The 18,925-nt window shown below is 68.9% G+C and carries 21 protein-coding genes; 3 read left to right on the top strand and 18 right to left on the bottom strand.

All coding sequences use genetic code 11. From position 1 onward, the window contains the following. Positions 1–37 precede the first annotated feature (37 nt). The 18 genes from ACFWHT_RS06315 to ACFWHT_RS06230 all read right to left on the bottom strand — a co-directional run bounded on the left by ACFWHT_RS06315 (position 38) and on the right by ACFWHT_RS06230 (position 17,409). On the bottom strand, positions 38–1,420 hold the full coding sequence (locus ACFWHT_RS06315; RefSeq protein ID WP_378826524.1) for an LLM class flavin-dependent oxidoreductase: 1,383 nt from the start codon (positions 1,418–1,420) through the stop codon (positions 38–40). 92 nt (positions 1,421–1,512) lie between these two features. After that, positions 1,513–2,385, bottom strand: coding sequence for a diaminopimelate epimerase (gene dapF, locus ACFWHT_RS06310; RefSeq protein WP_378826522.1), 873 nt, complete (start codon positions 2,383–2,385; stop codon positions 1,513–1,515). Between the two features lie 35 nt (positions 2,386–2,420). After that, the gene (locus ACFWHT_RS06305; protein WP_378826520.1) at positions 2,421–2,864 is read right to left on the bottom strand and encodes a GNAT family acetyltransferase; all 444 of its coding nucleotides are present in this window, start codon (positions 2,862–2,864) and stop codon (positions 2,421–2,423) included. After that, the gene (locus ACFWHT_RS06300; RefSeq protein WP_378826518.1) at positions 2,861–3,409 is read right to left on the bottom strand and encodes a dihydrofolate reductase family protein; all 549 of its coding nucleotides are present in this window, start codon (positions 3,407–3,409) and stop codon (positions 2,861–2,863) included. The genes ACFWHT_RS06305 and ACFWHT_RS06300 overlap by 4 nt, the downstream gene beginning before the upstream one ends. 44 nt (positions 3,410–3,453) lie before the next feature. Beyond that, a complete protein-coding gene (gene miaA / locus ACFWHT_RS06295) occupies positions 3,454–4,374 on the bottom strand; it encodes a tRNA (adenosine(37)-N6)-dimethylallyltransferase MiaA (protein ID WP_378826516.1) in 921 nt (306 codons plus the stop codon). Then, the gene (gene miaB / locus ACFWHT_RS06290) at positions 4,371–5,921 is read right to left on the bottom strand and encodes a tRNA (N6-isopentenyl adenosine(37)-C2)-methylthiotransferase MiaB (protein WP_378826514.1); all 1,551 of its coding nucleotides are present in this window, start codon (positions 5,919–5,921) and stop codon (positions 4,371–4,373) included. Before miaB ends, miaA begins: the two co-directional genes overlap by 4 nt. 61 nt (positions 5,922–5,982) lie before the next feature. Beyond that, positions 5,983–6,702 (bottom strand): regulatory protein RecX, encoded by a 720-nt coding sequence (locus tag ACFWHT_RS06285; RefSeq protein ID WP_378826512.1) that lies wholly within the window; start codon positions 6,700–6,702, stop codon positions 5,983–5,985. Positions 6,703–6,704: 2 nt separating this feature from the next. Continuing rightward, positions 6,705–7,754 carry a recombinase RecA gene (gene recA / locus ACFWHT_RS06280; RefSeq protein WP_378826509.1) on the bottom strand — a complete coding sequence of 350 codons (1,050 nt, stop codon included), beginning with the start codon at positions 7,752–7,754 and terminating at the stop codon, positions 6,705–6,707. Between the two features lie 247 nt (positions 7,755–8,001). Continuing rightward, positions 8,002–8,223, bottom strand: coding sequence for a DUF3046 domain-containing protein (locus ACFWHT_RS06275; protein WP_378826507.1), 222 nt, complete (start codon positions 8,221–8,223; stop codon positions 8,002–8,004). A 16-nt stretch (positions 8,224–8,239) separates the two neighbouring features. Beyond that, positions 8,240–8,548, bottom strand: coding sequence for a helix-turn-helix domain-containing protein (locus ACFWHT_RS06270; protein ID WP_378826506.1), 309 nt, complete (start codon positions 8,546–8,548; stop codon positions 8,240–8,242). A 180-nt stretch (positions 8,549–8,728) separates the two neighbouring features. Next, positions 8,729–9,211, bottom strand: a complete 483-nt coding sequence (locus ACFWHT_RS06265; protein WP_378826504.1) for a CinA family protein — start codon at positions 9,209–9,211, stop codon at positions 8,729–8,731. Further along, positions 9,208–9,783 (bottom strand): CDP-diacylglycerol--glycerol-3-phosphate 3-phosphatidyltransferase, encoded by a 576-nt coding sequence (gene pgsA, locus ACFWHT_RS06260; RefSeq protein WP_378826502.1) that lies wholly within the window; start codon positions 9,781–9,783, stop codon positions 9,208–9,210. The genes ACFWHT_RS06265 and pgsA overlap by 4 nt, the downstream gene beginning before the upstream one ends. Further along, on the bottom strand, positions 9,783–12,515 hold the full coding sequence (locus ACFWHT_RS06255) for a DNA translocase FtsK (protein WP_378826500.1): 2,733 nt from the start codon (positions 12,513–12,515) through the stop codon (positions 9,783–9,785). The genes pgsA and ACFWHT_RS06255 overlap by 1 nt, the downstream gene beginning before the upstream one ends. 75 nt (positions 12,516–12,590) lie before the next feature. After that, positions 12,591–14,267 (bottom strand): ribonuclease J, encoded by a 1,677-nt coding sequence (locus ACFWHT_RS06250; RefSeq protein WP_378826498.1) that lies wholly within the window; start codon positions 14,265–14,267, stop codon positions 12,591–12,593. A gap of 60 nt (positions 14,268–14,327) precedes the next feature. Next, positions 14,328–15,305: a 4-hydroxy-tetrahydrodipicolinate synthase gene (gene dapA / locus ACFWHT_RS06245; RefSeq protein WP_378826496.1), complete on the bottom strand. Its 978-nt coding sequence runs from the start codon at positions 15,303–15,305 to the stop codon at positions 14,328–14,330. A 60-nt stretch (positions 15,306–15,365) separates the two neighbouring features. After that, positions 15,366–16,127: an SDR family NAD(P)-dependent oxidoreductase gene (locus ACFWHT_RS06240; RefSeq protein ID WP_378826495.1), complete on the bottom strand. Its 762-nt coding sequence runs from the start codon at positions 16,125–16,127 to the stop codon at positions 15,366–15,368. Beyond that, the gene (locus ACFWHT_RS06235; protein WP_378826494.1) at positions 16,127–16,603 is read right to left on the bottom strand and encodes a dihydrofolate reductase; all 477 of its coding nucleotides are present in this window, start codon (positions 16,601–16,603) and stop codon (positions 16,127–16,129) included. The genes ACFWHT_RS06240 and ACFWHT_RS06235 overlap by 1 nt, the downstream gene beginning before the upstream one ends. Next, on the bottom strand, positions 16,600–17,409 hold the full coding sequence (locus ACFWHT_RS06230) for a thymidylate synthase (RefSeq protein WP_378826491.1): 810 nt from the start codon (positions 17,407–17,409) through the stop codon (positions 16,600–16,602). Before ACFWHT_RS06230 ends, ACFWHT_RS06235 begins: the two co-directional genes overlap by 4 nt. Positions 17,410–17,503: 94 nt before the next feature. Between ACFWHT_RS06230 and ACFWHT_RS06225 the strand changes: the two genes are divergently transcribed. The 3 genes from ACFWHT_RS06225 to ACFWHT_RS06215 all read left to right on the top strand — a co-directional run bounded on the left by ACFWHT_RS06225 (position 17,504) and on the right by ACFWHT_RS06215 (position 18,918). After that, a complete protein-coding gene (locus ACFWHT_RS06225) occupies positions 17,504–17,929 on the top strand; it encodes a TlpA family protein disulfide reductase (protein ID WP_378826489.1) in 426 nt (141 codons plus the stop codon). Further along, positions 17,926–18,402, top strand: coding sequence for a DUF4395 domain-containing protein (locus ACFWHT_RS06220; protein WP_378826487.1), 477 nt, complete (start codon positions 17,926–17,928; stop codon positions 18,400–18,402). Before ACFWHT_RS06225 ends, ACFWHT_RS06220 begins: the two co-directional genes overlap by 4 nt. 90 nt (positions 18,403–18,492) lie before the next feature. Beyond that, positions 18,493–18,918 (top strand): OsmC family peroxiredoxin, encoded by a 426-nt coding sequence (locus ACFWHT_RS06215; RefSeq protein WP_378826486.1) that lies wholly within the window; start codon positions 18,493–18,495, stop codon positions 18,916–18,918. The last annotated feature ends 7 nt before the right edge of the window (positions 18,919–18,925 follow it).

The raw sequence follows: 18,925 nt of genomic DNA, 5'->3' as shown, positions 1-18,925 counted from the left end.
CGCTGCGCTCGGGCGCGGCGAGATGGCCCGTGCCGACTCAGACCCGCGCGGGCGAGCTCACGCTGAACGCGGCGCCGCGATGCTCCGACGGCAGCCGGTCACCGCGTCCGAAGAGCTTGTGCCGGAGCGTGCCCGGGGTGTACTCGGTCTGGTAGACGCCGCGACGCTGCAACTCCGGGACGATGTGCTCGACGACGTCCTCGAAGGTCCCCGGGGTGATCGCGTAGGCGAGGTTGAATCCGTCCACATCCGTCTCCTCCACCCACTCTTGGAGGAAGTCCGCCACCTCCGCGGGAGAGCCGACGACCCGCGGCCCCAGGCCGCCGATGCTTCCGAGCCGCGCGATGTCGCGCACCGTCCAGGTCCTGCCGTCGTCGGTGTTCTGCTGGAAGTTCGCGACCGTCGACTGGATGGCATTGCTCTTGACGTTCCCGATCGGCTCGTCGAGGTCGTAGGTCGACAGGTCGATCCCCATCCAGCCGGACATGAACACCAGCGCTCCTTCGCCGCTGGCGTACGACAGGTACTCCTCGTGCTTCGCGTGCGCTCCTTCGCTCGTCTCATCGGTGATGATCGTGAGCAGCGTGTAGATCTTGGCGGAGTGACGATCGCGTCCGGCCGCCTCGAGCGCGTCGCGGATGCGGCCGACGGTCGCGGCGAGCACGCTCTTGGTCGGCGCGGCGACGAAGATCGCCTCGGCGTTCCCCGCGGCGAACGCGATGCCCCTCGGCGAGGCGCCGGCCTGGTAGACGACGGGCGTGCGCTGCGGCGACGGCTCCGAGATGTGGATGCCCGGCACCGTGAAGTGCTCGCCGTGGTGTGCGATGGGGTGCACCTTGGACGGATCGGTGAAGACCCCGGTCTCGCGATCGCGGATGACCGCATCGTCCTCCCACGAGCCCTCCCAGAGCTTGTAGGCCACGTCGAGGTACTCATCGGCGATGTCGTAGCGCTGATCGTGCTCGACCTGATCGTCGTGCCCCATGTTGCGTGCGGCCGACGGGAGGTATCCGGTGACCACGTTCCAGCCGACCCGCCCCTGCGTGATGTGATCGAGGGTCGTCATGCGCCGTGCGAACGGATAAGGATGCTCATAGGCTGTTCCCGCCGTCACGCCGAAGCCGAGGTTCTCGGTGACGGCCGCCATCGCGCTCACCAACAGGATCGGATCGTTCACCGGCACCTGAGCGGCGTGACGGATGGCGGCCTCGTTCGAGTCGCCGTAGACGTCATAGGTCCCGAGCACATCGGCGATGAAGAGCCCGTCGAAGTGTCCTCGCTCCAGCAGCTTCGCCAGCTCGGTCCAGTAGCTCAGCTCCTTGTACCGCGAGGACTGGTCGAGAGGATGACGCCACAGTCCCGACGACTGATGGGCGACGCAGTTCATGTCGAAGGCGTTGAAGCGGATCTGCTTGCTCATGCCCACCATGGTGGACGATGGAGCGCCCGACGCGCTTGTCGCGCGTCATTCGGCGTCGCATTCCGCGTCGTCGTACGGCGGGCGTGCTGAGCTCAGGCGAGATCGATCTCGCCGCGGTACACGAGCTGCGCCGGTCCCGACAGCGCGACGTGCTCGCCGTCCTCCGCGGGGAACATGCGCACGCCGAGCGTTCCTCCCGGCACCTCGACGCGCCACTGGTGCGGTGCTCGGGCCCCGGCCCAGTGCCGCACGGCGAGGGCGGATGCCACCGCACCGGTGCCGCAGCTGAGCGTCTCGCCCGCACCGCGCTCGTGCACGCGCATGCGCACGTGCCCGATCCCGTCGCGCACGAGGGGTTCGCCCGGCACCACGAACTCGACGTTCGCGCCTCCGACGGGCGCGGGGTCGAGAACCGGGGTCGGGTTCAGGTCGAGACCGGCGAGCTCGTCCTCCGAGGCCAGTGCGACGACCACGTGCGGATTGCCGACGTCGATGCCGAGGCCGGGTCGTGCGACCGCGAGGCCGGATGCGCGCGCCAGCGGCTCGCCGCCCGCGAGCCGCCATCTTCCGAGATCGACCTGATAGCCGTTCTCGCTGCGGATGACGTCGCGCACGCCCGCGCGGGTGCCGATCGGCACCGTCGCCCCCGGCTCGATGGACGCCAGGCCTGAGCGGAGCAGGTAGTGCACGAACACCCGGATGCCGTTGCCGCACATCTCGGCGATGGAGCCGTCGGCGTTGCGGTAGTCCATGAACCACTCCGCGCCGGGTTCCTCCTCGAGAGCGGCGGACCCTTCGGGGAGGGATGCGGAGCGCACCACGCGCAGCACGCCGTCGGCCCCGACGCCGAAGTTCCGGTCGCACAGGGCCTGCACCTGGCTGGGAGTCAGATCGAGATTCCCATCGACGTCCTCGATGATGACGAAGTCGTTGCCGGTGCCGTGTCCCTTGGTGAATGCGACCATGGGAACAGTCTAGAGAGCGCCGGATGCCCGCATGCTCACGCCGTCCGCTCGCCGGCCGCATCGGCGATGAGTCGCCTGCCGCTCATCGCGACGTCGATTCGCTCGGAGCCGATCCGGTCGTAGAAGGCGAGCACGATCTCGTTGCCTGGTCGCACCATCAGCTGCACCTTCGGACAGCCCAACGCGACGAGGCGTCGCTCCGCCTCTTCCACGAGCAGCCGCCCGATGCCTTCGCCTCGCCGGTTCGCGGCGCTGGCCAGGTAGTACAGCCAGCCGCGGTGCCCGTCGTAGCCGGCCATGACCGATCCGACGATGCGCCCGCCATCCTCGGCGACGAGGAGCAGATCAGGCCACACCGCGCGGGAACGCTCGATATCGGCGTACGGGTCGTTCCACGGACGGGTCAGGCCGGCCTCATCCCACAGGGCGACCACGGCATCCGCATCCCCCGGGGCGAACGATCTCAGCTGAAGGTTCATGCGGCGTCTCGCCCCTGCGCGTCGTGAAGCACGCGATACCGGGTGCAGGCGAAGGCGCGGTTGCGCGCGACGTCGATCAGCTCGAGGTCGAGCCGACGCGGCAGCAGGGGTGCTCCGGCGCCGAGGGTCACGGGTGCGAACTGCACCCAGACCTCGTCAAGCAGCCCCGCGTCGGCGAACTGCCCGGCGAGCTCTCCGCCGCCGACGATCCAGATGTCCCGCCCCTCTGCCACGGCGGTCATCTCCGCGTGCACCCGCCGGACATCCCCCTGCACGAGGCGCACGTCACCGTGCTGCGGCGGTCGCAGGTCACGGTGCGTGAACACCCAGGTGGGCTGGTCGTACGTCCACTCGCCGTTCTCGTGCTCCATCACCCACTCGTACGTGGTGGCCCCCATCGCGAGCGCGCCCACGTCGGCGATGAACCCCGGGTACGCCATCGGACCGTTCTCGTCGATGTCCTGATTCAGCAGCCAGTCCAGCGAATCGTCGGGGGTGGCGATGAAGCCGTCGAGCGATGATGCGGTGTAGAAACAGGTGCTCATGCTCCCATCCTCGCCGAGGCCGCCGACATCGGCGACGAGACGCGTCACGCCGTGAGTGCCAAGACGTCCACCGGGTGCTCGAGCCACTCGATGCCCGGATAGCGCTTGAACCAGGAGACCTGACGACGCGCATAACGACGCGTCAGCGCCTGGGTCTCGGCGACCGCCTGCTGTTCGGAGACGTCCCCGCGCAGCTGCGCCAGGGCCTGCGCGTACCCGATCGCTCGCGACGCGGTGGCACCGCCCTCGATCCCGGCCTCGCGGAGCCGAGCGACCTCATCGAGCATCCCGTCCCGCCACATGCGCTCGACGCGCCGGTCGAGACGCTCCACGAGCACCTCTCTGGGGGTGTGCATGCCGAGGATCCGGGTCTGCGGGAGCCAGAGCGCCGGTTCGTCCGGCAGAGCCGCGCCATGGGTGACGCCACCCTGCGCGAGCACCTCGAGTGCCCGCACGATGCGCCGCCCGTTCCTGGGGTCGATGCGCGCGGCGGTGACCGGATCCTGCTGCCGCAGCCGCTCGAACAGTTCTCCGGCGCCGAGATCGTCGAGCTCGGTCTCCAGTGCCGCACGCACAGCGACGTCCCTCGGCGGGAACCGGAAGTCGAAGATCACGCTCGAGACGTACAGGCCCGAGCCGCCCACGAGGATCGCGTCGCCACCGCGTGCGTGGATGTCCTGCACTGCCGCCCGCGCCGCGGGCTGGTATCCGGCGACGGCGGCCTCTTCGGTGACCTCGAGCACGTCGAAGAGGTGGTGCGGGATGTGTCGGCGCTCCTCCGCGGAGAGCTTCGCCGTTCCGATGTCCATGCCCCGGTACAGCTGCATGGCGTCGGCGTTGACGATCTCCGCCGCGTTGCCGCGGGACCTCAGACTCTCGGCGAGATCGAGCGCGAGATCGCTCTTGCCCGTCCCGGTGGCGCCGACGACGGCCCACAGGCGCGGGCCGGGCGCCGTCGGAGTCACACTCCCGCGCGCAGGGTCGGCAACCCCAGCGAGACGGCGCGCGGAGCGCCCGCCTCCCCCGTGGCCGCCGGCACGGCGCAGGACGCCGCCTGCGCGCGGTCCCAGGCGTCGCCGCCGCGAGTGCGCCGGATCCGCAGGGGCGCTCCGGTCGGGTCGTCGGCGAGGAGGTGGAAGGGAGCGCCGTGCGTGATGGTCACCGTCACGACGTCGCCGGGACGAGGCAGCTCCGATCCCGGTGTCACCTCGAAGTGCACCAGCCGGTTGTCTTCCGCGCGACCGGTGAGCCGGTGCGTCTCGGCATCCTTCTTGCCCTCACCGACCGACACCAGGACCTCGACCTCGCGGCCGACCTGCTTCTGGTTCTCTTCGAGTGAGATGCGCTCCTGCAGGGCGATCAGTCGGTCGTAGCGCTCCTGCACGACCTCCTTGGGCACCTGCTGCTCCATCGTCGCAGCAGGCGTGCCTTCACGGATCGAATACTGGAAGGTGAACGCCCCCGAGAAGCGGGACTGCTCCACGACGCGCAGGGTGTCCTCGAAGTCCTCGTCGGTCTCGCCCGGGAAGCCGACGATGATGTCGGTGGTGATCGCGGCGTGCGGGATCCGCTCGCGCACGCGGTCGAGGATGCCGAGGTAGCGGGAGCTGCGATAGGAGCGGCGCATCGCCTTGAGGACCCGGTCGCTGCCCGACTGCAGGGGCATGTGCAGCTGCGGCATCACGCTCGGCGTCTCGGCCATCGCGTCGATGACGTCGTCGGTGAACGCGGCCGGATGCGGACTCGTGAACCGGATGCGCTCGAGCCCCTCGATCTCACCGGCCGCGCGCAGCAGCTTGCTGAAGGCCTGACGGTCGCCGAACTCGACGCCGTAGGAGTTGACGTTCTGGCCGAGCAGCGTGACCTCGATCGCGCCGTCCTCGACGAGCAGACGGATCTCGTTGAGGATGTCGCCGGGCCGACGGTCCTTCTCCTTGCCGCGCAGGCTCGGCACGATGCAGAACGTGCAGGTGTTGTTGCAGCCGACCGAGATGGACACCCAGCCGCTGTGCGCGGAGTCGCGCTTGGTGGGCAGTGTCGAGGGGAAGACCTCGAGCGCCTCGAGGATCTCGAGCTCAGCGTCGCCGTTGTGGCGTGCACGTTCCAGGAGCCCCGGCAGCGAGCCCATGTTGTGCGTGCCGAACACCACATCCACCCACGGCGCCTTGTCGAGCACGGCCTGCTGGTCCATCTGTGCGAGACAGCCGCCGACGGCGATCTGCATGCCCTGATGCTTGTCCTTGCGCGACTTCAGATGGCCGAGAGTGCCGTAGAGCTTGCCCGCCGCGTTGTCCCGTACCGCGCAGGTGTTGATGATCACGATGTCGGCGTCCTCGCCGGCACCCGCCGGGACGTACCCGGCGCTCTCCAGCGACCCGGAGAGACGCTCGGAGTCGTGCACGTTCATCTGGCAGCCGAAGGTGCGGACCTCGTAGGAGCGCCGGCGCCCATCGGCATCGATCGCGGCCGTGGAGGGCGCGATGATCGTCGGTTCGGAGGAGAGAGAAGACATGATCCTGCCATTCTACGATCCGCGGAGCGGGGCGGCTCAGCGCGGCACCGCCCCGCCGCCGTCAGTCCGAATCGACGAACCGCACGCCGCTTCTGCCGCTGCCGACCTCGCCCAGTGCGGTACGTGCCGCGTTCATGGCGACGGAGCCTGCGTACCCGCGTCGGGCGAGCTGGCCGAGCAGGCGTCGCAGCGCGGTGTCCGGCTCCAGACGGCTCATCCCGGATGCCTTGCTGCGGGCGAACTCGAGAGCGCGCTCCGCGTCGTCGTCGGGCAGTTCCTCCAACGCCTCATCGATGATGTCGCGGGGAATGCCGCGCTGCGACAGTGCCCGTGACAGCGCCACTCGCCCCTGGCCTTTGCGCTCGACGCCCGAGGTCACCAGCAGTGACGCCAGTGTCCGGTCATCGAGATAGCCCCGGGTCTGGAACTCGTCGAGGATCACCTCGATCGCCTCGCGATCGACGTGATTGTCGCGCAGGACCGTTCGGGCCTCGGAGACCGAGAGCTGCTTGGCCCGCAGCCGGCGGACCAGGCTCTCCTCACCACGCCGGCGCACCTCGTCGGCGTCCGGCTCGGCGTCGCCGCCGTCACTCGGACTCTCGTCGGCCGCGAACGCGTCGTGTCGCCTCGGACCGTCGGCCAGCACCGAACGCCAGAGGCCCTCGTCACCGGTGTGACGCGGCACCGCTCCCACCGGATCATCCTGCGATCCGGTCCCGCGCGCGCCGAAGAGGGGGATGACGGGGGCGAGGTGCTCCTCGCCCCCTGTCGGACGCGTCATGATCAGGCCGGACGACGCTCAGCGAGCTCGTCGGTCGGCGTCTCGGCGACCGCCTTCACACCGATGCCCAGCTTCTGCTTGATCTGGTTCTCGATGGCGATGGCGATGTCGTCGTTCTTGAGCAGGAAGTTGCGGGCGTTCTCCTTGCCCTGGCCGAGCTGGTCACCGTCGTAGGTGTACCAGGACCCGGACTTCTTCACGATGCCGTGCTCCACGCCGAAATCGATCAGGCTGCCCTCACGGGAGATGCCGACGCCGTACAGGATGTCGAACTCGGCCTGCTTGAAGGGCGGCGCCATCTTGTTCTTGACGACCTTGACGCGGGTGCGGTTTCCGACCGCCTCGGCACCGTCCTTCAGCGTCTCGATCCGGCGGATGTCGAGGCGCACCGACGCGTAGAACTTCAGCGCCTTACCTCCGGCAGTGGTCTCCGGCGAGCCGAAGAAGACGCCGATCTTCTCGCGCAGCTGGTTGATGAAGATGGCCGTGGTCTTGGTCTGGTTCAGTCCACCGGTCAGCTTTCGCAGCGCCTGCGACATGAGGCGAGCCTGCAGGCCGACGTGCGAATCGCCCATCTCGCCCTTGATCTCGGCCTCGGGAACCAGGGCAGCGACGGAGTCGATGACCACCAGATCGATCGCGCCGGAGCGGATCAGCATGTCGGCGATCTCCAGAGCCTGCTCGCCGGTGTCGGGCTGCGACACCAGCAGCTGATCGATGTCGACGCCGAGCTTGCGGGCGTACTCGGGGTCGAGTGCATGCTCGGCGTCGATGAACGCGGCGATGCCGCCCGCTCGCTGAGCGTTGGCGATGGCGTGCAGCGTGAGAGTGGTCTTACCGGAGGACTCGGGTCCGTAGATCTCGATAATGCGTCCGCGCGGAAGCCCTCCGATGCCGAGTGCGCTGTCCAGCGCGATCGATCCCGTCGAGATCACTTCGACGGGGGCGCGCTCATCGCTGCCCAGTCGCATGATCGAGCCCTTGCCGAACTGGCGCTCGATGTGCGCGAGTGCGGAATCCAGTGCCTTCTCGCGGTCGTCGGTTGATGGCATGACGTGCTCCTCTGTCTCTCGAAATGCTGCCGCCTGTAGGCTGTCGCGGCCCCTCCGGGATGGAGGAACTCTGCGACAAGGCGCATGGCCGGTGCCACATCCATCACCGTAGAGGCGGCCACCGACATCGCATTCGGAGAACCACGTTCTGTGGAGAGGGATCGCACCACGACCACTTGTGCAGAACGATACGCGCTCATCGAACACATCTTCGACGACACGCCGGGCGCGGGGTCGCCAGATTCGATCAGCTGCGGCGCGGCTCCATGCGTCCGACGCCGTAGCGGCGCTCGGCGGGCACGTCGACCTCATCGCACAGCGCCAGCCAGATCTCACGCGGGGCCACGCCGGCGTCCAGCGCATCGCTCGCGGTGCGCCCGAGCGCGCCGAGAACGAGATCCTGAGTCAACGACGTCGCCCGACCGCCGAACTCGTCTTCGACGGCGCGGAGGAACTCGCTTCGTCTCATATGCGCGTCGCGACGCTCAGTGCAGAGAGAGCTCGGGCTCGACCGAGGCGACCAGGTCGTCTGGCACCACGTCGGGGAAGCCGGTCAGCCCCTCGAGGACGGAGATGCGGTCGCCGACCTCGCGCATGATCGTGGAGATGGGGACGTCGAGTGCGTCGGCGACCGAGGCGAGGATCTCGCTGGACGCCTCCTTCTGCCCGCGCTCCACCTCACTGAGGTATCCGAGGGCGACGGATGCCTTGCTCGCGACCTGTCGGAGCGTGCGACCCTTCTGCAGGCGGAAGTCCCGCAGCACATCGCCGATCTCCTGTCTGACAAGGATCATCGGAACCCCCTCTCCTCGGTGCCACCCGGAGTCCCGTCCGAGTGGATCGCCAGTCTAACCCGACCGGGTGACGCTGAATCTACTGTTTCTCTCTGTGCTTCCGTTGTGAGATCTGTTGCGGTGGTCGTTCTGGTGTGTCGATTCTTGAGCACATCCCTATCAACCTTCGTGCTGGGCACGCTATTCCCGCACGGCCGAGAGAGCCAACGAGATCGCCGCGTCACGCGCCTGCATGCGGATCTCGTCACGCGATCCCGTCAGGATCAGGGCAGCGGAGCGCAGCCCGCGGGGAGTGCACACGCCGACGTGCACGGTGCCGACCGGCTGGCCGTCGGGTGAATCGGGTCCGGCGATCCCGGTCGTCGAGATGCCCACGTCGGCCGGGCGCCCGTCGACGGCGAGGGTCCGGCGCACGCCGTCGGCCATCTGCCTCGCGACCTCCGCATGAACGGGCCCGTGCTCCGCGAGTAGGTCGCCGTCCACACCCAGCAGGGCCTGTTTCAGCGGGGTCGCGTAGGCGACGACCGCGCCCAGGAGCACGGCGGAGGCGCCTGGCACCGTCACGATCTCCGCTGTCACCGCTCCCCCGGTGAGAGACTCTGCGACGCCGAGCGTCCAGCCGCGTTCCCGCGCGGCGGCGACCAATCGCTCTGCGTCGGTCACGCCGCGCTCCTGCGCCCCCGCACCTGCGCGACGACGTAGTCGATGCCGCTGGCGACCGTGAGCGCGAGCGCGAGGATCATCAGCACGAGCGTCGTGACCGTCCACGCCGTCATCCCGATCCAGACGTGCAGGGGAAGCAGCGCCCAGCCGAGGGCCACGGCCTGCACCACGGTCTTGATCTTGCCCATCCATGCGGCGGCCACGACCTGCTCGTGCACGATCGTGAAGCGGTGGATGGTGATGCCCCACTCCCTCAGCAGGATGATGACCACGATCCACCACGGAACCTCGCCCAGGATCGCGAGTCCGAGGAACCCCGCGCCGGTGAGCAGCTTGTCGGCGATCGGGTCCCACAGCTTGCCGAAGTCGCTGACGATGTCATATCGACGTGCGAGAAAGCCGTCGACCCAGTCGGTGGAGATCGCGAACACGAACAGCACGCCCGCGACCCAGCGCATGGCGAGGTCGGTCGCGCCCGCCGGCCCGGCGATCAGGAGCAGGACGAAGAAGACGATGGCCAGCGGGATGCGGGCGACCGTGATCGCGTTGGGCAGCTGCCTCGGAATCGCCATCAGTCGCGTCCCGTCAGGCCCCAGGCGTCCTCGTCGCCGTCGTCCTCGCTCTCGACGACGGGAAGGTCCTCGAACTGCTTCTCGACCGGGTCGTGCGCGTACCTGTCGGACTCCGCCGGTGCGGCCGCGGCCGGCTGGGCGGCCGGCGCGTCGTCACCGCGCAGCTTGGCCAGCACCGCAGGCAGCTGCTCGTTCGTGACGAGCACGTCGCGTGCTTTGGAACCTTCGGACGGGCCGACGATCTCGCGGGATTCGAGCAGGTCCATCAGGCGCCCCGCCTTGGCGAAGCCGACGCGCAGCTTGCGCTGCAGCATCGACGTCGAGCCGAACTGCGACGAGACGATCAGCTCGGCGGCCGCGAGCAGAAGCTCGAGGTCGTCGCCGATGTCCTCGTCGACCTCCTTCTTGCGCGCCTCGGCCGACTCCTGCACATCCGGCCGGTATTCCGGCCGGGCCTGCTGGGTCACGTGCTTCACGACCGACGCGATCTCGCTCTCGTCGACCCACGCGCCCTGAAGTCGGAACGGCTTGGACGAGCCCATCGGCGAGAACAGCGCGTCACCCTGCCCGATGAGCTTGTCGGCACCCGGTGCATCGAGGATCACGCGACTGTCGGTGACGCTCGTCACGGCGAACGCCAGACGCGATGGCACGTTGGCCTTGATGAGTCCGGTGACCACGTCGACGCTGGGGCGCTGGGTGGCGAGCACGAGGTGGATGCCCGAGGCACGAGCGAGCTGGGTGATGCGCACGATCGAGTCCTCGACATCGCGCGGGGCGACCATCATGAGGTCGGCGAGCTCGTCGACGACCACCAGGAGGTACGGATACGGCTTGAGCACCCGCTCGCTGCCGGCGGGCACCTCCACCTCGCCGGCGCGGACGGCACGGTTGAAATCGTCGATGTGACGGAAGCCGAACGACGCGAGGTCGTCGTACCGCATGTCCATCTCCTTCACCACCCACTGCAGCGCCTCGGCGGCCTTCTTCGGGTTCGTGATGATGGGGGTGATCAGGTGCGGCACGCCGGCATAGCTGGTCAGTTCCACGCGCTTGGGGTCGATGAGCACCATCCGCACGTCGGCGGGTCGGGCCCTCATCAGCAGGCTCGTGATCATGGAGTTCACGAAGCTCGACTTGCCCGAGCCGGTGGACCCGGCCACCAGCAGGTGCGGCATCTTGGCGAGGTTGGCGACGACGATGTTGCCGCCGACGTCCTTGCCGACGCCGATCGTGAGCGGGTGCGTGCTCTTCTGCGCCGCGGACGAGCGCAGGACGTCACCGAGGGCGACCGTCTCCTTGTCGACGTTCGGGATCTCGATGCCGATCGCGCTCTTGCCGGGGATGGGCGAGAGGATGCGCACGTCGTTGGAGGCCACCGCATACGCGAAGTTGTTGCTCAGCTGCAGGATCTTCTCGACCTTGACGCCGTGCCCGACCTCGACCTCGTACTGCGTGACCGTCGGGCCGCGCGAGAAGCCGGTGACCTTCGCGTCGACCTTGAACTGCTCGAGCACACTGGTGATCTGCTCGATCGTGCGATCCGTCGCATCCGAGCGGACCACGGGCGGCGGACCCGATTTGAGCACGCCGGGCGAGGGCAGGATGTAGGGCGCCGCGGGCGGCTGGGGCCCACTTGCTCCCGGGCCCGCGGTGCCGAAGCCGTCCAGGCCCGGAAGCTCACCGGTCGAGCCCTCGTCGTCGAGGAGCGCGGTGGTGTTCTGCTCGTCGAGCAGTCCCGTGAGGGCGCTGACATCGGTGAGGACCTCGGTGGCGGCGTCATAGGGCTGGTCGTCGACGATGACCGCCTGCTCGTACGCCGACTTCTTGCCCGGCTCCTCCAGCAGCGCCGTGAGCGCCTGCGAGTCGACGCCGTCGTCGGGGTCCTCCTCACGGCCGGTCTTGTTGCGGCGCCACCAGGGCAGCGCGTCGTCCTTCTCGTCGGCGTCCTGCGGGGACTCGTCCGCCGCCGCCTCCCGCACAGGCCGTTCGGCGCCGAACATCCACGCGTACAGGTCGCCGAGCCGCTCGCCGATGCGGTTGGGCGGGGTCTTGGTGAGGATCAGGATGCTGAGAGCTGCCAGCAGGCCCAGCACGATGTAGGCGACGACCGGCGTGAGGAAGGCCAGCGGTTCGCCGAGCATCCATCCGAAAAGGCCGCCCGCGGCGCTCAGCTCGGGCATCCCGTCCCGGGGCTGGGGTCGCGAGAGCACACCGAACTTGTCCACCGCTCCGGATGCGACGTGGCAGAAGCCGGCCATCGCGAGCGTGAAGAACCCGAACCCGATCCCGATGCGTCCGTTGTCGTGCACGGAGGCCGGATGGCGGAACAGCCATCCCGCCAGCAGGAGCAGGAGCACGGGCAGCACGAACGCCACGCGCCCGATCAGAAGACCCCAGGTGTAGGCGCTGATCATCTGCGCGACCTGCTCGCCGATGAAGAACCACTCCACCACGGCGCCGGCGCAGGCGAGCAGCACCAGCAGGAACGGGAAGCCGTCGCGTCGCTGGTCCTTCTCGAGCGCCTCGGGGCCGAACGCCCGGAACAGCCCACCGACCCCGTGCGCGAGGCCCAGCCACATCCGCGCGATCACCGGGGGCTTGTCGGCTTCGTCGACGTACTTCTTCGGCGCGGGCGCGGCCTTCGCGCTCGACCTCGGAGCCGTCTGCCGCTTCGGACGCGACGAGGGCGCGTCAGACGCGCGCTCAGACTTCGTGGTACTCCTGGCCATGCCCTCCACGGTACGGCCGTCGACCGACATCCGGCCGTAGTGACGCGGGTTTCCGCGGGATCACACCCGAATCGGCTATGCCTCGATGACGAGAGGAACGATCATGGGGCGGCGACGCAGCTTCTGGTTGACCCAGCGGCCGATCGTGCGGCGCACGATCTGCGAGAGCGCATGGTTGTCGCGCACTCCGTTGCCGGCGGCCTCCTTGAGTGCCGCGACGATCTTCGGCGCGACGTCGTCGAACACGCGATCGTCCTCCGCGACGCCGCGGGCATGGATCTCCGGGCCGGAGATGATGCGGCCGGTGGCGGAGTCGACGACCACGATGACGGAGACGAAGCCCTCTTCTCCGAGGATGCGGCGATCCTTCAGGTCGGCATCAGTGATCCCGCCCACCGTCGAGCCGTCGACGTAGACGAAGCCGATGTCGAGCTGGCCCGCGACCGCGGCCTCGCCGTCGCGAAGGTCGATCACCGTGCCGTTGGATGCGATCAGCGTGCGCTCCGGATCGATTCCGGTGTCCTGGGCGAGCTTGGCGTTCGCCATCAGGTGACGGTACTCCCCGTGCACGGGGAGGACGTTCTTCGGCTTGAGGATGTTGTAGCAGTAGATCAGCTCGCCCGCTGCGGCGTGCCCGGAGACATGCACGCGCGCATTGGCCTTGTGCACGACGTTGGCGCCGAGCTTGGTCAGCCCGTCGATCACGCGGTACACCGCGTTCTCGTTGCCCGGGATCAGGCTCGAGGCGAGGATGACCGTGTCGCCCTCCCCGGGCTCGATGGCATGGTCGAGGTTGGCCATACGGCTCAGCACGGCCATCGGCTCGCCCTGCGAGCCGGTGGACATGTACACGATCCTGTCGTCGGGCAGGTCACGCGCCTTCTTGTAGTCGATCAGGACGTTCTCGGGGACGTTCAGATAGCCCAGCTGCTCGGCGATCGTCATGTTCCGCACCATGCTGCGGCCCAGGAAGGCGACCCGTCGTCCGTGTGCGTGCGCGGCATCGATCACCTGCTGCACCCGGTGCACATGGCTGGAGAAGCTGGCCACGATCACGCGTCGCGGCGCCTTGCCGATCACCTGGTCGAGCACGGGGCCGATCGAGCGCTCGGTCGGCGTGAACCCCGGCACGTCGGCATTGGTGGAGTCCACGAGAAAGAGGTCGACGCCCTCCTCGCCCAGGCGCGCGAAGGCGCGAAGATCGGTGATGCGGCCGTCCAGCGGAAGCTGGTCCATCTTGAAGTCGCCGGTGGCGAGCACCAGGCCCGCCGGCGTGCGGATGGCGACGGCGAGGGCATCCGGGATGGAATGGTTGACCGCGATGAACTCGAGGTCGAACGGGCCCACCCTCTCCTGCTGCCCCTCCTTCACCGTGAGCGTGAAGGGCCTGATGCGGTGCTCCTTGAGTTTCGCCTCGACGAGCGCGAGCGTGAGGCCCGACCCGATCAGCGGGATGTCGCCCTTCAGCCGGAGCAGGTAGGGCACCGCCCCGATGTGGTCTTCGTGCCCGTGGGTGAGCACGATCCCGACGATGTCGTCGAGGCGGTCCTTGATCGGCTCGAAGTCGGGCAGGATCAGATCGACGCCCGGCTGGTGCTCCTCGGGGAAGAGCACGCCGCAGTCGACGACGAGGATCTTGCCGTCGAACTCGAAGATGGTCATATTGCGACCGACCTCGCCGAGACCGCCGAGCGGTGTCACGCGGAGCGTGCCCGATGCGAGCGGTCCGGGGGCGGCGATGGGGATGGACATGGCGTCTCCTCAGTCGGACACGGCGTGCCCGTTCGTTGCAGTTTCAGCGCGCGACGGCGCTCATCGTGTGGTGCCGTGCACCTTAGGCAGTGCACCGCCGGCTGCGGCGTTGCGGTCGGGTCGGAAGTTCGAGAAATCGGCGCCGGGGACGTCCGAGACGAGAGCGAGCTCGTCCTCGATGATCGCGGCCTCCCACTCCTCCGGCCCGACGAGCGGCAGCCGCACGCGCGGGCTGCCGATCCGGCCGAGGCCGTGCAGGATGTACTTGGCCGAGACGGTTCCCGGCACGTGGGTCATCACCGCGCGCACGAGAGGCTCCAGGCGCTGGTGCTCGGCGGTGGCGGTTCTCAGGTCCCCCCGGTTCACGGCGTCCACGATCGTGCGGTACGGCGCGGAGGTGATGTTCGCCGTGACGCCGATCATGCCCGTCGCCCCGATCGCCAGGTGCGGCAGCACGTTCGAGTCGTCGCCGGAGAAGTACATCAGGTCGGTCTGATTCAGCACCCGGCTGACCTCGGAGAAGTCGCCCTTGGCATCCTTCACCGCGAGGATGTTGGGGTGCTTGCCGAGACGGAGGATCGTCTCGTACCTGATCGGCACGCCGGTGCGGCCGGGGATGTCGTAGAGGATGACCGGCAGGTCGGTGGCGTCCGCGACGAGGCGGAAGTGCGTCAGGATGCCGGCCTGGGTGGGCTTGTTGTAGTACGGCGTGACGATCATGATGCCGTCCGCGCCGGCCTTCTCGCTCGCCTTGTACAGCTCGATGGCGTGGGCGGTCTCGTTCGACCCTCCGCCCGTGATGATCTTCGCGCGTCCGGCGGAGACGTCTTTGCCGACCTCGACGAGTCGGAGCTTCTCGTCGTCCGTCAGCGTCGACGTCTCACCTGTGGTGCCGGTGACGACGATGCCATCGGCGCCGTCGCTGATGACGCGGTCCATGTGCTTCTCGACGGCGGGCCAGTCCACTTCACCGTCGGCGGTCATGGGGGTGACCAGCGCGACGAGAACCTGTCCGAAGGGATTGTCCGAGTGCGTCATGCACTCAGGTTATCGCGTCGGCCCGGCATCCATGTCGACGCGGGGACGGCGCGACGCCGCTCAGACCCGGCCCCGTCTGGCGACGGATGAGGTCAGCGAGCTCGGCAGCAGACGCGACAGCGCGACGATGACCTTGTACCGGAGCGAAGGTATCGAGACCGACCGACCCCGCGCGGCGTCGCGAAGCCCCTCGCGCACGACGTCGCGGGCGTCGAGCCACATGATCCCGGGCACACCCTCCTGCCCTGCAGGCAGACCCATCCTGGCGTGGAAGCTCGTGTGGGTGAAGCCGGGGCACACGGCCGTGACCGTGACGCCGTCGCGAGCGTATTCGGCGTTCGCCCACCGGCTGAAGCCGATCAGCCAGGCTTTGCACGCCGAGTAGGTCGATCGCGAGATGAAGCCGGCGACGGACGCCACGTTCACGATGCGACCGCCGCGTCCGCGCATCGCGCCCAGTGCGGCGTGCATGAGCCGCATGGACGCCTCGACGTGCACACGCAGGTGGCGCACCTCGTCATCGATGTCGTTATCGGCGAAGTGCAGGGGCAGGCCGAAGCCGGCGTTGTTGACCAGCAGGTCGATCGGGTCGTCGCGGTCGGAGACCCGCTTCGCGACCCTGCTCACATCGGCCTCGACGGCGAGATCGGCGACGATCACCTCCACCGCCACCCCGTGCGCATCGCGCAGCTGGGCGGCGAGTTCCTCGAGCGCATCGGCGGTGCGCGCCACCAGGACGAGATCGGCACGACGCGCGGCGAGCTGACGGGCGAACTCGGCGCCCAGCCCGGCGCTGGCTCCCGTGATCAGGGCGGTGGGCATCAGCGCTCGTATCCCAGGAAGCGGTAGCGGATGCCGGTGCGCGAGGTCTGCCATTCACCCTCGTCGACCAGCCTCCAGCCGCCCCTCGGCGGGGCGAAGGCGTCGCCGTCGACCTGCAGGTCGAGCTCGGTGACCTCCAGACGATCGGCCTGGCCGATCACCTGCCGGAAGATGTCCGAGCCGCCGATGATCCAGACGCGGTCCCTGCCGCGCACGGCCTCGGCGATGTCCGCCGCGCGACGCGCGCCCGCGGCGCTCCAGTCCTGCTGCCGGGTGATGACGATGTTCTCGCGGCCGGACAGGGGCTTGAACCTCTCGGGCAGCGAATCCCAGGTGCGCCGGCCCATGATCACGGGCGCGCCCAGCGTCACCTCCTTGAAGTGGGCGAGGTCCTCGGGCACATGCCAGGGCATGGTGCCGGACGCGCCGATCACGCCGTCGTGCGCCTCGGCCCAGACGAGGCCGACCCAGGTCATACCGCGACCGCCCCTCGGATGGCCGGGTGATGCCGGTAGCCCTCGATCGCGAAGTCCTCGTAGTCGTAGTCGAAGATCGACTCGGGAGTGCGCACTATGCGCAGAGTCGGATGCGGGTACGGATCGCGGGTGAGCTGCTCGCGGACCTGATCCACGTGATTGTCGTAGATATGGCAGTCGCCACCGGTCCAGACGAACTCGCCGGGCTCAAGACCGGTCTGCTGGGCGACCATCATCGTCAGCAGCGCGTACGAGGCGATGTTGAACGGCACGCCGAGGAAGAGGTCGGCGCTGCGCTGGTAGAGCTGGCACGACAGCCGTCCGTCCGCGACGTAGAACTGGAACAGTGCGTGGCAGGGCGCCAGTGCCATGTGCGGGATGTCGGCCGGGTTCCACGCCGAGACGATCAGGCGCCGGGAGTCGGGATCCGCACGGATCCCGTCGATCACCTGCGTGAGCTGGTCGATGCTCTCACCGCCCGGCGTCGGCCACGATCTCCACTGCACGCCGTACACCGGGCCCAGCTCGCCGTCGCCGTCGGCCCATTCGTCCCAGATCGTCACGCCGTTCTCCTGCAGCCAGCGCACATTCGATTCGCCCCGCAGGAACCAGAGCAGCTCGTAGGCGATCGACTTGAAGTGGACGCGCTTGGTGGTCACGAGCGGGAACGACTCCGCCAGGTCGAAGCGGATCTGGCGGCCGAACACGCTGGTGGTCCCGGTGCCGGTGCGGTCGTCCTTGTGCGTCCCATGCTCGAGCACGTCGCGGAGCAGGTCTTCGTATGGCGTGGGAACGGCGGCGCTCATGCCTGCAAGGATACCGGCGGGCAGGACATCCCGGGGTGCGTCATCGGGCGTCACATCCCCGCCCGCCCGCCGGCTCCCGATCTATCGTTGTGGCGTGCCGCTCGCCTCCGCGCTGATCTCGGTGGCGGCCCTCGTAGGGGTCGCCGTTCTCGTCGGCGTGCTCTGGCGAGTCCGGGACGGACGGCGCCGGCACGGCACCGGCGCCCTCGACCTCGCTGAGCTCGGCGTCCGCCCGGGCCGGGTAGCGCTGGTGCAGTTCACCACCGAGACCTGCGCACGGTGCCCTCAGGTGCGGCGGATGCTGCAGGGCCTGGCATCCGCGCTCGCTGCCGTCGACCTCGTCGAGGTCGACCTGACCCACCGCCCGGATCTCGCCCGGCGCCACCACGTGCTCAGCACGCCGACCACCTTCCTCGTCGATGCGGACGCGACCCTGTTCGCCCGCTTCAACGGCGTGCCGCGCCGGGTCGACGTGGAGGCGGCGCTGAGCGACCTTCCCGCCCTCCAGGAGACACCATGACCCCGCCCGCAACCGGCATCGACCCGCGTGCACCGCGATTCGCCGCCTGGATCACATCCGCGCTGCTGCTCGCGGCCACCTTCCTGGGCCTGACCGGTCTGGGCAGCGGCACGATCACGGCGGCCTTCGTCCTCACCGCCGTGATCGCCGTGCTCTTCCTGTGGTCCGTGCTCTCTCCCGCCACCGCGCCGTGGGGTCTGCTCTTCCGGCGCGTCGTGCGGCCCCGTCTCGCTCCTCCTGCCGATCTTGAGGATCCGCGTCCGCCGCGCTTCGCCCAGGGTGTCGGCCTGCTGGTGGTCGGCGCCGGACTCGTGCTGCATCTGGCCGGCGTCGCGCCGGCTCTGCCGATCGCCACGGCCACCGCGTTCCTCGCCGCGTTCCTCAACGCCGCGTTCGGCTTCTGCCTGGGGTGCCAGCTGTACCTTCTGCTGCAGCGCGCCGGCATTCTCGGGCGCGGTCCGCGCGCCGTCTGAACCGGTACCGCACCGGCGCGCGCATCGGTAGGCTTGCGGAGCGACGCGACCCCGCGGCGCCACCACGAGATGCGACCCCCTGGAGGAGTCATGCCCGTCACCAGCGAAGCCGCCGCCACCTGGACCGGATCCTTGATGGAGGGATCGGGAACCGTCGGGTTCTCCTCCTCCGGCCTGGGCACGTTCCCCCTCGACTGGAAGGCGCGCGCCGAGGGCTCGGATACGACGACCACGCCCGAGGAGCTCATCGCCGCCGCGCACGCGTCCTGCTTCAGCATGGCGCTCTCGCACGCGCTGAGCGAGAACGGCACCCCGCCAGAACGTGTGAACACGTCGGCGTCCGTGACCTTCAAGCCCGGCACCGGCATCACCGGCAGCCACCTGAACGTCAACGCGACCGTCCCCGGTATCACCGCGGAGAAGTTCCAGGAGATCGCCGAGGGCGCCAAGTCCGGCTGCCCGGTGTCGCAGGCACTGGCGGGCATCGAGATCACGCTCGAAGCCAGCCTGGCCTGACCGCACG

The sequence above is a fragment of the Microbacterium sp. NPDC058342 genome, assembly GCF_042723935.1.
Taxonomy (GTDB): Bacteria; Actinomycetota; Actinomycetes; order Actinomycetales; family Microbacteriaceae; genus Microbacterium.
This window is presented reverse-complemented; position numbering and strand designations above follow the sequence as displayed.

Excerpts from the sequence above, each read along its gene's own strand:
- ACFWHT_RS06255 (WP_378826500.1), bottom strand. The coding sequence starts at position 12,515 with ATGGCCAGGAGTACCACGAAGTCTGAGCGCGCGTCTGACGCGCCCTCG.
- ACFWHT_RS06240 (WP_378826495.1), bottom strand. The coding sequence starts at position 16,127 with ATGCCCACCGCCCTGATCACGGGAGCCAGCGCCGGGCTGGGCGCCGAG.
- ACFWHT_RS06220 (WP_378826487.1), top strand. The coding sequence starts at position 17,926 with ATGACCCCGCCCGCAACCGGCATCGACCCGCGTGCACCGCGATTCGCC.
- ACFWHT_RS06300 (WP_378826518.1), bottom strand. The coding sequence starts at position 3,409 with ATGAGCACCTGTTTCTACACCGCATCATCGCTCGACGGCTTCATCGCC.
- ACFWHT_RS06230 (WP_378826491.1), bottom strand. The coding sequence starts at position 17,409 with ATGAGCGCCGCCGTTCCCACGCCATACGAAGACCTGCTCCGCGACGTG.
- ACFWHT_RS06275 (WP_378826507.1), bottom strand. The coding sequence starts at position 8,223 with ATGAGACGAAGCGAGTTCCTCCGCGCCGTCGAAGACGAGTTCGGCGGT.
- dapA (WP_378826496.1), bottom strand. The coding sequence starts at position 15,305 with ATGACGCACTCGGACAATCCCTTCGGACAGGTTCTCGTCGCGCTGGTC.
- dapF (WP_378826522.1), bottom strand. The coding sequence starts at position 2,385 with ATGGTCGCATTCACCAAGGGACACGGCACCGGCAACGACTTCGTCATC.
- ACFWHT_RS06250 (WP_378826498.1), bottom strand. The coding sequence starts at position 14,267 with ATGTCCATCCCCATCGCCGCCCCCGGACCGCTCGCATCGGGCACGCTC.
- miaB (WP_378826514.1), bottom strand. The coding sequence starts at position 5,921 with ATGTCTTCTCTCTCCTCCGAACCGACGATCATCGCGCCCTCCACGGCC.
- ACFWHT_RS06270 (WP_378826506.1), bottom strand. The coding sequence starts at position 8,548 with ATGATCCTTGTCAGACAGGAGATCGGCGATGTGCTGCGGGACTTCCGC.
- recA (WP_378826509.1), bottom strand. The coding sequence starts at position 7,754 with ATGCCATCAACCGACGACCGCGAGAAGGCACTGGATTCCGCACTCGCG.
- pgsA (WP_378826502.1), bottom strand. The coding sequence starts at position 9,783 with ATGGCGATTCCGAGGCAGCTGCCCAACGCGATCACGGTCGCCCGCATC.
- ACFWHT_RS06235 (WP_378826494.1), bottom strand. The coding sequence starts at position 16,603 with ATGACCTGGGTCGGCCTCGTCTGGGCCGAGGCGCACGACGGCGTGATC.
- ACFWHT_RS06285 (WP_378826512.1), bottom strand. The coding sequence starts at position 6,702 with ATGACGCGTCCGACAGGGGGCGAGGAGCACCTCGCCCCCGTCATCCCC.
- ACFWHT_RS06215 (WP_378826486.1), top strand. The coding sequence starts at position 18,493 with ATGCCCGTCACCAGCGAAGCCGCCGCCACCTGGACCGGATCCTTGATG.
- ACFWHT_RS06315 (WP_378826524.1), bottom strand. The coding sequence starts at position 1,420 with ATGAGCAAGCAGATCCGCTTCAACGCCTTCGACATGAACTGCGTCGCC.
- ACFWHT_RS06305 (WP_378826520.1), bottom strand. The coding sequence starts at position 2,864 with ATGAACCTTCAGCTGAGATCGTTCGCCCCGGGGGATGCGGATGCCGTG.